Source organism: Falsiroseomonas sp. (assembly GCF_041690465.1).
GTDB lineage: Bacteria > Pseudomonadota > Alphaproteobacteria > Acetobacterales > Acetobacteraceae > Falsiroseomonas.
In genome coordinates this window covers 1-13739 of record NZ_JAWLHG010000037.1, presented here as the reverse complement: position 1 = coordinate 13739, position 13739 = coordinate 1, and the positions used below count along the sequence as shown (strand labels likewise).

The window sequence follows — 13739 nt, the reverse complement described above, 5'->3', positions numbered from 1 at the left end:
CGAAAGCGCCTGGCCGTGTCCCACTTCCCTCGCCCCCCGCGACGGGCGACGCCAAGGGAACGCCAGAGATGATCGACACCAGCGCCGCGGCCGCAGCGCCGGATTTCGCCGTGGCCGGCAAGGTCGTGCTGATCAGCGGCGGCGCCGGCGGCATCGGCATGGCCTTCGCGAACGCCTTCGCGGCCTGCGGCGCCACGCCGATCATCGCCGACCTGAAGCCGCCGCCGGCCGGCACGCCCTTCCGCTACGAGGTGCTCGACGTGCGCGACGACGCGGCGGTGCGCGACCTCGCCGGGCGCATCGAGCGGCTGGATGTGCTGATCCACTGCGCAGGGCGGCTGATCCGGCACGAGGAACACCAGCCGGAGGTCTTCGCGGAGATCGTGGACATCCACCTGACAGGCAACCTGCGCCTGGCCACCGCCTTCCGCCCGCATCTCGCGCGGACGCAAGGCTGCCTGATCAACATCGGCTCGGTGTATTCCTACTTCGGCGCGGCGATGATCCCGGCCTATGCCTCCGCCAAGACCGCGGTGGTGGGGCTGACGAAGTCGCTGGCGCTCGCCTATGCGGAGGATGGCATCCGCGTGAACGCCATCGCGCCTGGCTGGATCCGCACCGAGATCAGCCGCCGCGGCCGCGAGGAGCCGGCCTTCAATGAGAAGGTCATGCAGCGCCTGCCGACGAAGCGCTGGTCGGAGCCGGAGGAGTTGGCCGGCACCGCGGTGTTCCTTGCCTCCCCCGCGGCGCGGCTGATCAACGGCGTCACCATTCCGGTGGATGGCGGCTATGTCGCGGGGTGACCGGTGAAGGCGGCGCGATTCCAGGGCGAAGGACGCATCGTCATCGAGGAGGTGCCGCAGCCGCGGCCCGGCGGCGGCGAAGTGCTGCTGCGCGTCGCCGCCTGCGCGCTATGCGGCAGCGATCTTCGGCCGCTGCGCCAGGGCTGGCCAGTGACGCCCGGGCACGAGATCCTCGGCCGCGTCGAGCAGCCCGGGCATGCCTGGCACGGCCGTCGCGCGCTGGTCTACATCCCGGTCTTCTGCGGCCGTTGCGACGACTGCACCGCCGGCGCGACGCAGTACTGCCGCAACGCGACGGACCTGATGGGCTGGCAGCGCGACGGCGGCTATGCGGAAGCGCTGGCCGTGCCGGAGCAATGCCTGCTGCCGGTGCCGGACGACATCCCCGATCGCCTCGCGCCGCTGCTGCTGGATGCGATCGGCACCACCTCGCATGGCTTGCGCCTGGCGCGGCGTATCGTGCCGCATGGCGCGGCACTGCTGCTCGGCGCGGGGCCGATCGGGCTCGGCGCGCTGCTGGCGCTGCGCGGCATGGGCTGCGGACCGATCTTCGTCGTCGAACTCGGCGAGCATCGCGCACGCTTCGCCGCCTCGCTGGGCGCCGAGCGGCTGGATGCCGCCGAGGCGTCGCGGCGCCGCTTCGACCTGGTGATCGAGGCCAGCGGCAAGGATCCGGCGCGCCAGCTCGCCTTCAAGGTCGTCGCGCCGATGGGCGCGATCCTGCAGCTCGGCGAAAGCGACGTCTGGACCATCACCGAGAACAAGGCGATCCGCCGCAAGGACTTCTATCTGTTGCGCTCGTTCTACTTCCCCATCGGCGACCACGCGGCGAACATCCGGGCGCTACGGGCGCAGCGCGAGGATTACGAAAGAATGGTGGATGCCGAGGGGGGCTTCGATGAACTGCCGGACCTGTTCGCCGCCTTCCAGCGTGGTGCGTTGCTGAAGCCGATCTTCGTGCCATGAGGCCCCGGATCGTCTGTTCCGGCATGGCGGCATTGGACCGGGCCTATGAGCTGACCGCGCTGCCCGACCAGCCCGGCAAGTTCATCGCGCGCGGCTTCCGCGAGGTGGGTGGCGGCATGGCGGCGACGGCGGCGGTCGCCGTCGCGCATCTCGGCGGCAGCGCAGCCTGGTGCGGCCGGCTTGGCCGCGACGCCGTCGGCGCCACTCTGATGGCGAAGCTCGCCGCGCATGGGGTGGACACGCGCGGTGCGACGCTCGCCGAGGGCGGGCAGTCGCCGACCGCCGGCATCCTGGTGGACCCGAAGGGCGAGCGCATCCTTGCCGTGTTTCCTGGCGCCGGTCTGCCGGAGGATGCGCCGGTCGAGCCCCACTGGCTCGACGGAGCCGGTGCCGTGCTGGCCGATCCGCGCTGGATCAGCGGGGCGGAGCGGCTCTTTGCGCTCGCCGCCGCGCGTGGCCTGCCGCGCGTGCTCGATGCCGAAACCAGCCCCGATGGCGTGCTCGCGCGGCTGGCGAAGCTGGCCGATCACGTCGTCTTCTCCGAACGAGGCCTGGCCGAGTTCGCCGGTACGCCGGATGCCGAGGCCGGCCTCGCCCGCGTCGCGCCGCGGCTCGACGCCACGGTCGCGGTCACGCTCGGCGAGCGCGGCAGCCTGTGGTGGCGCGATGGCGCTGCCTTGCGCGTACCAGCGCCGCGCGTCGCCGCGCGCGACACCACCGGCTGCGGCGATGTGTTCCACGGCGCCTATGCGCTGGCGCTCGCCGAGCGGATGACCGTGCCGGAGGCGGCGCGCTTCGCCACCGCCGCGGCCGCGCTGAAGGCGGCGAACGGCGAGGGATGGGATGGCATGCCCGATCGTGACGCGGTCGAGGCGCTGTTGCGGGAGGGCTGGGCATGAGGATCTCGCCAGGCAAGCTGTGGGGCATGCGGCGCCTCGCCGACGGCGCCGGCCGCTGGAAGATGCTGGCGATCGACCAGCGCACGCCGCTCTTCGGCCCGATTGCGAAGGCGCGCGGCGTTGCGGAGCCGCCCTTCGAGGATGTCGCGCGCGTGAAGCAGCTGCTGGCGCGGCACCTCGCGCCGCTCGCCTCCGCCGCGCTGCTCGATCCCTTCCACGCCTATCCGCGCGCCATCGCGGAGATCCCGCCGCGGACCGGGCTGATCGTCTCCTACGAGCACGCGGCGGTGGAGAGCACGCCGCTGGGCCGCAAGTCGCGCCCGATCCCGCATTGGTCCGTCGGCCGCATCCGGCGCCTCGGCGGCGATGCAGTGAAGGTGCTGGTCTGGTACCGCCACGATTCCGCGCCGGAGATCCGCGCGCACCAGGAAGCCTTCGTCCGCGCCGCCGGCGAGGCGTGCCGAGCGCATGACATCACCCATCTGCTGGAGGTGCTGGTGTATCCGTTGCCGGGCGAGGACCCGGCGGCGATGGAGGCGCGGCGCGAGGAGCTGGTGATCGAGAGCATCCGCCCCTTCACCGATCCCGCCTATGGCGTGGACATCTTCAAGCTGGAACCGCCCGGCCCGATCGGCGCGGTTCCAGACCCGGACGGCCCGCAGGCCACAGGCTTGCAGGCGGCGTACGACCGCATGGCGGCGATGCTGCCGCGGCCCTGGGTGATGCTCTCGGCCGGCGCCGGCGCGGCGGACTTCCTGCGCAGCATGCGCTTTGCCTGCCGCGCCGGTGCCTCGGGCTACCTTGCTGGTCGTGCCATCTGGGCGGATGCCTTCGCGCACTTCCCCGATTTCGACTCGATGGATCGCGAGCTGGCCACCGAGAGCCGCCGCAACCTCGAGGCACTGAACTCCCTGACCGACGCCGCCGCGACGGCGTGGCACGCACACCCGGTCTTCGGTGGGCTGGTCGAGCCCGATGTCGAGGAAGGCCGCTTTCCCGAAGGCTACGCGGAACCCGGCTGATCACGGCAGGCGCCAGCCTTCGCGCGCCGCCGCGGCGACGACAGGGCGTGTCGCCGCGAGAAAGCGCGCCAGCAGCGGGCGTGGCGTGCCGCGTCGCCAGCACGCGGCAAGTTCGACACTCTCGCCGCCTTCGGCGAAGGGGCGCACGATCACGCCGGGCGGGCGGCTGATCGCGGCCGGCGCCGGGACTACCGCCAAGCCCTCGCCAGCCCGCACCAGCGCCAGGGCCGCCGGCACAGTCTCCACCGTCTGCCGCAGCTGCCCGGACAGCCCGAGGCGCCGCAGCAAGGCATGCGAGACGGCGGAGGCGTCGCGCTCGCGCGGCACCCGCGGCAGCCCGATGAGCGGACGCCCGCGCAACCGCTCCACCGGCACCTCGGACAACCGCGCGAGCGGATCGCGCGCCGGCATGGCCAGCACGAGCGGCACGCGGGCCAGCACCTCGGCCTCGACTTCCGGATGTTGCAGCGGCGGGATGCAGAGCCCGACCGAAACGCCGCGCTCCAGCAGCAACGTCTTGCGCGTCGCGGCCGTCATCTCGATGAGGTCGAGCTCAAGGTCTGGCAGCGCGGCGCGCAGGGCCGGCACGAGGCGCGGCAGCAGCGCGTACGACAGCACGAGCATGAAACCTACCGAGAGCCGGCCGCGCCGCCCGGCGGCGACGGCGCGTGCCGCCTCGGCGGCCTCCTCGGCCAGCGAGAGGGATTCGCGCGCGCGCAGCAGGAAGGCCTCTCCGGCCTCGGTCGGCGTCATGCCGCGCGGTCCGCGCTGGAACAGCGGCGTGCCGACCTCCTCCTCCAGCCGGCGGATCTGCACCGTGAGCGGCGGCTGCGCCATGCCGAGCCGCCTGGCAGCCCGCCCGACGCCGCCCGATTCGGCGACCGCGACGAACAGGCGGAGGCGGCGGAGATCCATGCGGGCCATACTGCAGCAGTATGGCCTGCCGGTGATAGCCTCAGAAGGTACGGCGCATCAGGCTGAAGCTTTGGCCGGTCGGGCCGGGCGCGGGATGGGTGGCGAGGAACATCGCCAGCGGCACCACGTCCTCCGGCTGCTTCAGCCACTCGACCGGATTGTTGACCACCGATCCGGTGCGCTGTGGCACGCCGGTCATCGCCGTCTGCACGGGGCCGGGCACCAGTTCGTTCACTGCGATGCCGTCGGCGCGCAACTCGTCGGCCAGGATTCGCACCAGCATCCACACTCCGGCCTTGGAACAGGAATAGGCAGCGTGCCCATGCAGGCTGCTGTGGCCCATGCCGGAGCCGGTCATCACGATCCGCCCGCCGCCGCGCGCGCGCAGATGCGGAATGGCAAGGCGTGCGCAGTGATAGGCACCGAACAGGTTCACGCGCATGGTGGTTTCGAAGGCGTCCGGATCGCTGGCCTCGACCGGCCGCTGGTCCAGGCTGACGCCGGCATTGACGAAGAGCAGGTCCAGCCCGCCGGCGCGCCGCAGCGTCTCCGCATACAGCGCAGCGACCTGGCCGGCTTCCGCGACATCGGCGCGGAGCGCGAATGCGAGCCCGCCGGCGGTGCCGATCCGCGCTGCGACGGCCTCGACCTCTGCCAGGCTGCGCGCGGCGCAGGCGACGGTGGCGCCGGCGGCGGCCAGCGCCTCGGCGATTGCCGCACCGATGCCGCGGCCTGCGCCCGTGACAACAGCGACCTTGCCCTTCAGCGATTCCTGCTTCGTCACGCCACGACCCTCCCATTGCTCGGGGCAGCTTAGGACAGGATGGCCTCGGCCCGCGAATTCCTTGACGCATCGGCGTGCCGCCCGATACCGTCCGCGTATAAGGTTCCGCGCCCCCGGCTGGTCCGGCGATGGCCGCGGCCACTCGGGAGGAAGCCATGCGCCAGCCGCATCTCGGCCGTCGTCATCTCATGCTGGGCGCCGGCGCGCTCGGCCTCGGAACTTTGGCTGCGCCGCCGGTGGTCGGCCAGTCGAGGCCTTTCGCGGGGCAGACGTTGAACGGTGCAGCCTTCCAGAGCACCTTCTTCGAATACCTCCGCGCCTTCTTTCCGGAATTCGAGGAACGCACCGGCGCGAAGCTGAACTTCAACACCCAGGCCTTCCCGGTCTACAACCAGCGCACCGACCTGGAGCTTTCGACGCGCGGCAGCGCGCTCGACGTTATCAACGTGACCTTCATCTACTCCGGCCGCTGGATCGGTGCCGGCTGGCTGACGAACCTCAGCGACTTCGTCAACGACCGCAACCGTACGCCCGCGGAGTGGGATGCTGCGGATTTCGTCTCCGGCGCACAGTCTGCGATGCAGGATGCGCAAGGCAACACCTTCGGCTTCGCCTGGGAAGCGGGCGCCATGCTGATGGCGGCGAGCCGCGCGGACCTGCTCGACCGCGCGGGCAAGGCGATGCCGACCACGTTCGACGAGCTGGTCGCCGCCTGCGAGGCCGTGCACGGCAAGGAGAACATGTCCGCCTTCGTCGCCGACCAGCTGCACCACTGGAACTGGATCCCCTACCTGATGGGCCATGGCGGCAAGGTGTTCAAGGATCCGCCGGGTAATCTTACGCCGATGCTCGGCACGCCGGAGGCAGCGCGCGCCGCGGCCTGGTATGCGGGGCTGCTGTCGAAATATGCTCCCTCCGGCGGATTGTCCTTCTCGGATGACCAGGCGATGCGCACCCAGATCGCCGGCCGTGCCAATTTTCGAACCCAGGCCATCACCTGGCTGGTGCCGCTGGCCAAGCACGCCGACAGCACGGTGAAGGACACGGTGCGCTATGCGCTGATGCCCGGCGGCCCGGCGGGCAACTTCCCGGGATCCAACAGCCACGGCCTTGGCATCCCGGCCGGCTCGCGCCGCAAGGAGCTGGCGTGGGAGTTCATCAAGTGGGCGCTATCGAAGGAGATGCTGAACCGCATCGTCGAGACGCGCGGCTATCCCAGCGTCTGCCGCCGCAGCGTCATCACCGGTGAGGCCTTCAGGAACGCGCTGACGCTGAACGGTCAGGACGTGGCCTCGCTCTATCTCCAGGTGCTCGAGCTCGGCGGGCGGTCCGGCTACATGAAATACCGCACCGTGCCGGTCTTCCCGCAGGTGGGCGACACCATCAACCGCGGCATCGCCCGCATCGCGACGCGCCAGCAGGATGCCGAGGCGTCCATGCGGCAAGCGCAACAGGATGCGGTGCAGGTGCTGCAACGCGCCGGCGTTACGGTGGACGCGAACTAGGGCGGCGCGCATGTCGGGTGCCGCGCAGGCGCTGCCGGCGCCTGCCACGCGGGTGGCGTCGCGCGGCGGGCTTAACCGTTCGCGTGACCGCTTCTTCGCACTCTGCGTCACGCCATCGCTGGCGGTGCTGGCGGTGATCACGCTGGCGCCGGCAATCTACCTGCTCGTCACCAGCTTCACGCCGCTCGACCTGACGCGGCCTGAGACTGCCTGGAACTTCGCGCAGCCCTTCGAGAACTACCGCCAGATGCCGGCGGATTCGCGGTTGGTGAATTCGCTGTGGGTGCAGGCAAAGCTCTCCTTCTGGACCGTGCTGCTGCAACTGCTGATCGGCTTCGGCTTCGCGCTGCTGCTGAACATGCGCAGCCGTTTCCTGGAAGCGCTGCGCACCGTCTTCCTCATCCCGATGGTGCTGCCGCCGATCGTTGTCGCGATCATCTGGAAGGTGATCTATACGCCCGACATCAGCCCGATGCATTGGGGGATCTCGCTGTTCGGCATCACCATGCCGGCGCTGATCACGCATCCCGACTGGGCGCTGACGGCGATCATCATCGCCGACACGTGGCAGTGGTTCCCCTTCACCATGCTGATGACGCTCGCGGCGTTGCAGATGATGCCGCAGGAACTGATCGACGCGGCGAAGGTTGATGGCGCCTCCGCGTGGCAGATGACCTGGCATGTGACGCTGCCCTTCCTCAAGGGCGTGCTGCTGGTGGCCGGGCTGTTCCGGCTGATCGACAGCATCAAGGCCTTCCCGCTGATCTTCATTCTGACGGAAGGCGGGCCCGGCAGCGTGACGGAGGTGACGAACTACTATTCCTTCCTGCAGGCCTTCAACTTCTCCTTCCTCGGCTATTCCAGCGCCATCACGGTGGTTCTGCTGACCGCCAGCGTGCTGATGAGCTGGGCGATCATCCGCCTGGTGGGCTGGGGGCAGCATGGCGACTAGATCGACCGCCCTCGCGCGCGAACGGCGATTCATCCAGGCGCTGGCCTCGGTGCTGGCGCTGCTGGTGATGGCGCCCTTCCTCTGGCTGCTGCTGATGTCGTTCAAGACCAATGCGCAGGTCTTCACCTTCCCGCCGCTGATCATCTTCACGCCGACGCTGGAGAACTACGAGGCGCTGTGGACCAGCGGCTTCCGGCAAAGCTTCATCAACAGCTTGGTTGTCGCCGTGGCCTCCACCATCGTGCCGTTGCTGATCGGCGTGCCGGCGGCTTATGCGCTCTCGCGCTGGCAGGCGCGGATCGCAGGCTCGATCAGCCTTTGGATCCTGGCGTCGCGCATGGCGCCGCCGATCGCCTTCACCATTCCCTACTTCCTGGCCTACCGCCACCTGGAGCTGATGGATACGCGCACCGGCCTGGTCATCATCTACATGACCTTCAACCTCTCGCTCGTCATCTGGATGATGCGACCCTTCTTCGACCAGTTGCCGCGCGCACTGGAGGAGGCGGCCTGGATAGACGGGGCAACGACGGCGCAGGGTTTTGCACGGATCATCCTGCCGCTCTCTGCGCCCGGACTGGCGGCGACTGCCATCCTCTGCTTCCTCTTCGCCTGGAACGACTTCTTCTTCGCTCTCATCCTGACGCGGACGGAGGCGATGACCGCGCCCGTCGCGGTGGTGAACTTCATGAACTACGAAGGCTGGGAGTGGGGCCGCATCGCCGCCGGCGGCACCATGGTGATGCTGCCGGTGCTGGTCTTCTCGCTGCTGGTACGGAAGTACCTGGTCCACGGCCTGACCGGCGGCGCGGTGAAGGGATGAGCTTCGATCCCACGCAGCGCCGCCGCCTCGGCCGCACGACGCTGGAAGTGACGGCGCTCGGGTTCGGCGCTGCGCCGATTGGCGGCTTCCGCGCCACCCTGCCGGACCGCGACGCGATTGCGGTGGTAGATGCGGCCTGGGAGCAGGGCGTGCGCCTGTTCGACACCTCGCCCTTCTACGGCTATGGCCGCAGCGAGCTGCGCGTCGGCGCTGCGCTGCGCGAGAGGCCCCGCGGGGATTTCGTCCTCTCCACCAAGGTCGGTCGCGTGTTGCGCGCCCTTGCGCCAGGCGAGCCGCCGCCGGAGGGGCTGCGCCAGGGCGGCCTGCCGGGCTTCGCGCCGCGCTTCGACTATACCTATGACGGCATCATGCGCTCGGTCGAGCAATCCTGCCTCCGCCTCGGCATTGCCCGGCTGGATGTGCTGCTGGTGCATGACGTGGACTTCTGGACCATCCGCGATCGCGCGATGCTGGAGGACCGCTTCCGCACAGTGATGGACAGCGGCTATCGTGCGCTGGACGAGCTTCGCCGCGCCGGCGTGATCGGCGCCATCGGCTGCGGGCTGAACGAGTCGGATATGTGCCTGCGTTTCGCCCGCGCCGGTGATTTCGACTGCATGCTGCTCGCCGGCCGCTACACGCTGCTGGAGCAGGGCGCACTGGCCGAGCTGCTGCCCTATTGCACGCAGCGGGGCATGAGCATCATCCTCGGCGGCCCGTTCAACTCCGGCATCCTCGCAGGCCCGGTGCGGAATGGCGCCTGGTATGACTACGCGCCGGCGCCGCCCATGCTGCTCGATCGGGCGCGCCGGATCGAGGCTGTCTGCGCACGGCATGGCGTCCCGCTTCCAGCGGCAGCGCTGCAGTTCCCCCTCGCGCACCCTGCTGTCGCCAGTGTCATCCCCGGTGCGCTCTCGCCGCAGGAAGTCGCACAGAACGCCGCCCATCTTCGCCGCGCCATCCCGGCCGATCTCTGGGTGGAGCTGCGCCAGGAAGGCCTGCTCGACCCCGCCGCGCCCACCCCGGGCTGAAGGAGACAGGAGCCATGCGCAACAGCCACATCGAAATCGCCCCTATCGCCGGCGCGCTTGGCGCGGAGATCCAGGGCGTGGACGTCTCCCGACCCATGGACGAGGCGTTGTTCGCGGAAATCCGCCAGGCTTTCCACGATCGCAGCGTGATCTTCTTCCGCGACCAGGCGATCACGCCCGAGCAGCACGTCGCCTTCGCGCGGCGATTCGGGCCGATCAACGTCAACCGCTTCTTCACCGCCGTTCCCGGCCATCCGGAGATTGCCGAGGTGCGCAAGGAACCCGAGCAGAAGAAGAACATCGGCGAGACCTGGCACACCGACCACAGCTATGACGAGGTGCCGGCACTCGGCTCCATGCTGGTGGCGCGCGACGTGCCGGACCATGGCGGCGACACCATGTTCGCCAGCATGTACGCCGCGTACGACGCGCTGTCGGACGGCCTGAAACGCACGCTGGAGGGCCTCCGCGCGGTCCATTCCAGCCGCCACATCTTCGGCCCGGAGGCGCGCTACCACGACACCGATCTCAAGGGCCGCCTGCACAACCCCGACGCGGCGACGCAGGACGCCGTACATCCGGTGGTGATCCGCCATCCCGACACCGGCCGCAAGGCGCTCTACGTGAATTCCAACTTCACCGTCGGCATCGAGGGCTGGACGAGGGAGGAGAGCGAGGCGCTGCTCGGCTTCCTCTACCGTCACGGCCAGCGGCCGGAATTCACCTGCCGCTTCCGCTGGCGCAATGGCTCCATCGCGCTGTGGGACAACCGCAGCACCTGGCATTGCGCAGTGAACGACTACCATGGCCAGCGCCGCCTGATGCACCGCATCACCATCGAGGGCTCGCCGCTGCATTGAACCCACTCTGCGTCCATCCGCTGGTCTTCATTCCGCGCTGGACGCGCGCCGATGCCCCGCGCGCAATTGAGCGGGCGGCGGCGTCCGGCTTCGACATGATGATCGTGCCGGCGCGCGATCCGGCCGAAGTGGATGCGAGGGACGTCGTGCGCCGCTGCGCGGCCGCCGGCCTGCGCATCATCTGCAACACCAACCACCCACCCGAGGCGGATCCTGCCAGCGACGATGCCGCCATTGCCGCGAGCGGCGCGGCCCGGCTGCTGGACGCCGTGCGGCTGGCGCGCGACCTCGGCGCGGTGCAGCTCGACGGCATTCCGCACGCGGCATGGGGCAAGGCGAAGGGACCGGTTTCGCCGCGCGGCCGCGCGCATGCGGTGGCGGCGCTGGCGCGCGCGGCAGAGCTCGCTGCGGCGTCGGGGCTGCGGATCACGCTGGAATGCGTGAACAGATTCGAGAACGCATTGCTCAATACGGCGCAGGATGCGCTGGACCTGATCGGCGAAACCGGCGCCCGCAACCTGATGGTCCATCTCGACACGCACCACATGCTGATCGAGGAGACGGACACGGCCGCCGCCGTGCTGCGCGCCGGATCGCGCCTCGGCTTCCTCGAATTCTCCGAGAGCCATCGCGGCCCCCTCGGCACCGGCAATGTGGACGTGGCGGGGGTGGCGGCCGCCGCGCGCTGCGCGGGCTACACCGGGCCGGTCGGCTTCGAGGCCTTCTCCGCCGCGATCCTCGACCCGGCGGTCGCGGCCCATCTCTGCGTCTGGCGCGCGACCTACACCGATGCGGATGCGGTGGCGCGCGCGGCCTGCGCACGCCTGCGCGATGCCCTGGAAGGACGATGACGATGCGCGGCCCCGGCGTGATGCTGAGCCAGTTCATGGGCGACGCCGCCCCCTTTGACAGCCTGGAGGGCGTGGTCGGCTGGCTCGCGGGCCTCGGCTATGCCGGCGTGCAGATCCCAGTGCACGACCCGCGCCTGATCGACCTCGAACGCGCCGCCACCGACGATGGCTATTGCCGCGACTACCGCGCGCGCCTAGCGGATCTTGGCGTGGAGATCGCCGAGCTCGCCGCGCATCGCGCCGGCCAGCTCACCGCCGTGAACCCTGCCTTCTCGGAGATCTCCGACGTCTTCGCTGCACCCGCCGTGCGCGGCGACGCGACCGCACGCGCGGTCTGGGCCGGGCGGCAGCTCCGGCTGGCGATCGAGGCGGCGGCGCGGCTCGGGCTGCAACGCGTCGCCACCTTCTCCGGCGCCTTCGTCTGGCCCTACTTCTACCCCTGGCCGCCACCGCCGCCCGGACTGGTCGAGGCGGCGTTCGACGAACTCGCACGACGCTGGAAGCCGGTGCTGGACCACGCCGAAAAGGCCGGCGTGGACATCTGTTTCGAGCTGCACCCCGGCGAGGACCTGCACGACGGCGCCACCTTCGACCGCTTCCTGGAGCTGGTGGATGGCCATCGCCGCGCGCGTATCCTCTACGACCCGAGCCACATGCTGCTGCAGCACATGGACTATCTCGGCTTCATCGAGCTCTACGCCGACCGGATCGCCGCCTTCCACGTCAAGGATGCGGAATTCGTGCGCAGCGCGCGCAGCGGCGTCTATGGTGGCTTCCAGGATTGGGCGCAGCGGCCGGCACGGTTCCGCTCGCTCGGCGACGGGCAGGTGGATTTCCGCGGCGTCTTTTCCCGCCTCGCCGCTGCCGGCTACGAGGGCTGGGCCGTGCTGGAATGGGAGTGCTGCCTGAAGCGCAAGGAGGACGGCGCGCGCGAGGGCGCGCCCTTTATTGCGCGGCACATGATCGAGACCACCGCGAAGCCCTTCGACGCCGCCTTGCGCCGGCCGGTGGACCGCGCCGCCGCGCATCGCATCCTCGGCATCGAGCCATGACGGCGTTCGAGCGCCTCGGTCGTCCGCTGCGGCTGGGCTTCATCGGCGGCGCGTCGCCCTCGATGATCGGCCAGGTGCATCTGCGCGCGGCGCTGATGGATCGGCGCTTCATCGTGGTCGCGGGCGCGCTCTCGCGCGAGGCCGCGCGCGGAGCGGCCGCCGCGGCCGAATACGGCATCGAGCCGTCTCGCAGCTATGCCTCGGTACCCGAGATGATCGCGCGCGAGGCGGTGCGGCCCGACGGCATTGAGGCGGTGGCGATCGTCAGCCCGAACGACACGCATCATCCATTCGCGCTGGCTGCGGTCGGCGCCGGTCTTGACGTGATGCTCGACAAGCCGATGACCAACAGCGTTGCGGAAGCGGAGGAACTGGTCGCGGCATCCACGGCGCGCGGCATCGCCTTCTGCGTCACCCACGCCTATTCCGGCTACCCGATGATCCGCGAGGCACGCGCGCTGGTCGCGGCGGGACGCATTGGCGCGCTGCGCGCGGTGCAGGTGGAATATCTCGGCTCCGGCCTCGCGGCTTTCGTGGAGGGCGGGCCGGATGCCGCCAAACGCTGGCGGCTGGATCCCGCGCGAAGCGGGCCGTCGCTGGTGCTGGGCGACATCGGCACGCATGCGCACCACCTCGCCGCCTATGTCTGCGGCGTGCCCTTTGCGGAAGTCAGCGCGGAGGTCGGTGCGCTGATGCCCGGCCGCAGGGTGCACGATTACGCGCAGCTCCGCTTCCGCCTCGCTGGCGGCGCGCGGGGCGCGATGACGCTCTGCCAGGGCGCGGCCGGGGTGGAGAACCATATCCTGCTCCGCGTCATCGGCGCCGAGGGCCATCTGGAATGGCGGCATGCTGCGCACAACGAGCTGCGACTCTGCCCGATCGAGGGCTTTCCAATGCTGCTCTCCCGCGGCCACCCGACGCTGTCGCCGGCCGCCACCCATGCCACGCGCTTCCGCCGCACCGGCCATCCGGAGGGCCTGCACGAGGCCTTTGCGAATCTCTACTCGGATTTCGCGGAACAGGCGGCGGCGCGGCGGCTCGGCTGCGCGCCCGATCCGCTGGCGACCACCGCCCCGAATGCCGCCGATGGCCTCGCCGGCCTGCGCTTCGTCGCCGCCTGCCTGGCCTCGGAGGCCGCATCCGGCGCATGGACGCGGCTCGTGTGACGGTGCAGGCGCGCTAGAGCGGTTTCCGAGCTGAATGAATCGAAGGGGATTCCCCGGCGCGGGGCGGATCTGATTCAAGCTGTCTGTCGGCGAGGAGGCCGACAGGCATG

General features: G+C 70.2%; 14 protein-coding genes. 12 read left to right on the top strand and 2 right to left on the bottom strand.

What is annotated here, in order from left to right; genetic code table 11:
- Positions 1 to 68: 68 nt before the first annotated feature.
- From ACESM1_RS24100 to ACESM1_RS24085, 4 genes are read left to right on the top strand one after another with little or no spacing between them, the layout of a single operon-like run.
- Positions 69 to 803, top strand: a complete 735-nt coding sequence (locus ACESM1_RS24100) for an SDR family NAD(P)-dependent oxidoreductase (protein ID WP_372623772.1) — start codon at positions 69 to 71, stop codon at positions 801 to 803.
- A gap of 3 nt (positions 804 to 806) precedes the next feature.
- Positions 807 to 1769, top strand: coding sequence for an alcohol dehydrogenase catalytic domain-containing protein (locus ACESM1_RS24095; RefSeq protein ID WP_372623771.1), 963 nt, complete (start codon positions 807 to 809; stop codon positions 1767 to 1769).
- Positions 1766 to 2668 carry a PfkB family carbohydrate kinase gene (locus tag ACESM1_RS24090; RefSeq protein ID WP_372623770.1) on the top strand — a complete coding sequence of 301 codons (903 nt, stop codon included), beginning with the start codon at positions 1766 to 1768 and terminating at the stop codon, positions 2666 to 2668. Before ACESM1_RS24095 ends, ACESM1_RS24090 begins: the two co-directional genes overlap by 4 nt.
- On the top strand, positions 2665 to 3690 hold the full coding sequence (locus tag ACESM1_RS24085) for a tagatose 1,6-diphosphate aldolase (RefSeq protein WP_372623769.1): 1026 nt from the start codon (positions 2665 to 2667) through the stop codon (positions 3688 to 3690). Before ACESM1_RS24090 ends, ACESM1_RS24085 begins: the two co-directional genes overlap by 4 nt.
- On the opposite strand, the gene ACESM1_RS24080 is transcribed toward ACESM1_RS24085, so the two are convergent.
- Positions 3691 to 4605, bottom strand: a complete 915-nt coding sequence (locus tag ACESM1_RS24080; protein ID WP_372623768.1) for a LysR family transcriptional regulator — start codon at positions 4603 to 4605, stop codon at positions 3691 to 3693.
- A 40-nt stretch (positions 4606 to 4645) separates the two neighbouring features.
- Positions 4646 to 5389 (bottom strand): SDR family NAD(P)-dependent oxidoreductase, encoded by a 744-nt coding sequence (locus tag ACESM1_RS24075; RefSeq protein ID WP_372623767.1) that lies wholly within the window; start codon positions 5387 to 5389, stop codon positions 4646 to 4648.
- A 155-nt stretch (positions 5390 to 5544) separates the two neighbouring features.
- Between ACESM1_RS24075 and ACESM1_RS24070 the strand changes: the two genes are divergently transcribed.
- The 8 genes from ACESM1_RS24070 to ACESM1_RS24035 are packed head-to-tail and all read left to right on the top strand — an operon-like array spanning position 5545 to position 13629.
- Positions 5545 to 6894 carry an ABC transporter substrate-binding protein gene (locus tag ACESM1_RS24070; RefSeq protein ID WP_372623765.1) on the top strand — a complete coding sequence of 450 codons (1350 nt, stop codon included), beginning with the start codon at positions 5545 to 5547 and terminating at the stop codon, positions 6892 to 6894.
- A 10-nt stretch (positions 6895 to 6904) separates the two neighbouring features.
- The gene (locus ACESM1_RS24065; RefSeq protein ID WP_372623764.1) at positions 6905 to 7846 is read left to right on the top strand and encodes a carbohydrate ABC transporter permease; all 942 of its coding nucleotides are present in this window, start codon (positions 6905 to 6907) and stop codon (positions 7844 to 7846) included.
- Complete coding sequence (locus ACESM1_RS24060) at positions 7836 to 8669, top strand: carbohydrate ABC transporter permease (protein WP_372623763.1); 834 nt, start codon at positions 7836 to 7838, stop codon at positions 8667 to 8669. Before ACESM1_RS24065 ends, ACESM1_RS24060 begins: the two co-directional genes overlap by 11 nt.
- On the top strand, positions 8666 to 9700 hold the full coding sequence (locus ACESM1_RS24055) for an aldo/keto reductase (protein WP_372623762.1): 1035 nt from the start codon (positions 8666 to 8668) through the stop codon (positions 9698 to 9700). Before ACESM1_RS24060 ends, ACESM1_RS24055 begins: the two co-directional genes overlap by 4 nt.
- A 14-nt stretch (positions 9701 to 9714) precedes the next feature.
- The gene (locus ACESM1_RS24050) at positions 9715 to 10560 is read left to right on the top strand and encodes a TauD/TfdA dioxygenase family protein (RefSeq protein ID WP_372623761.1); all 846 of its coding nucleotides are present in this window, start codon (positions 9715 to 9717) and stop codon (positions 10558 to 10560) included.
- Positions 10557 to 11411, top strand: a complete 855-nt coding sequence (locus tag ACESM1_RS24045; RefSeq protein ID WP_372623760.1) for a sugar phosphate isomerase/epimerase family protein — start codon at positions 10557 to 10559, stop codon at positions 11409 to 11411. Before ACESM1_RS24050 ends, ACESM1_RS24045 begins: the two co-directional genes overlap by 4 nt.
- Positions 11408 to 12463 (top strand): sugar phosphate isomerase/epimerase family protein, encoded by a 1056-nt coding sequence (locus tag ACESM1_RS24040; protein ID WP_372623759.1) that lies wholly within the window; start codon positions 11408 to 11410, stop codon positions 12461 to 12463. Before ACESM1_RS24045 ends, ACESM1_RS24040 begins: the two co-directional genes overlap by 4 nt.
- Positions 12460 to 13629, top strand: a complete 1170-nt coding sequence (locus ACESM1_RS24035; protein WP_372623758.1) for a Gfo/Idh/MocA family protein — start codon at positions 12460 to 12462, stop codon at positions 13627 to 13629. The genes ACESM1_RS24040 and ACESM1_RS24035 overlap by 4 nt, the downstream gene beginning before the upstream one ends.
- Positions 13630 to 13739: the final 110 nt, after the last annotated feature.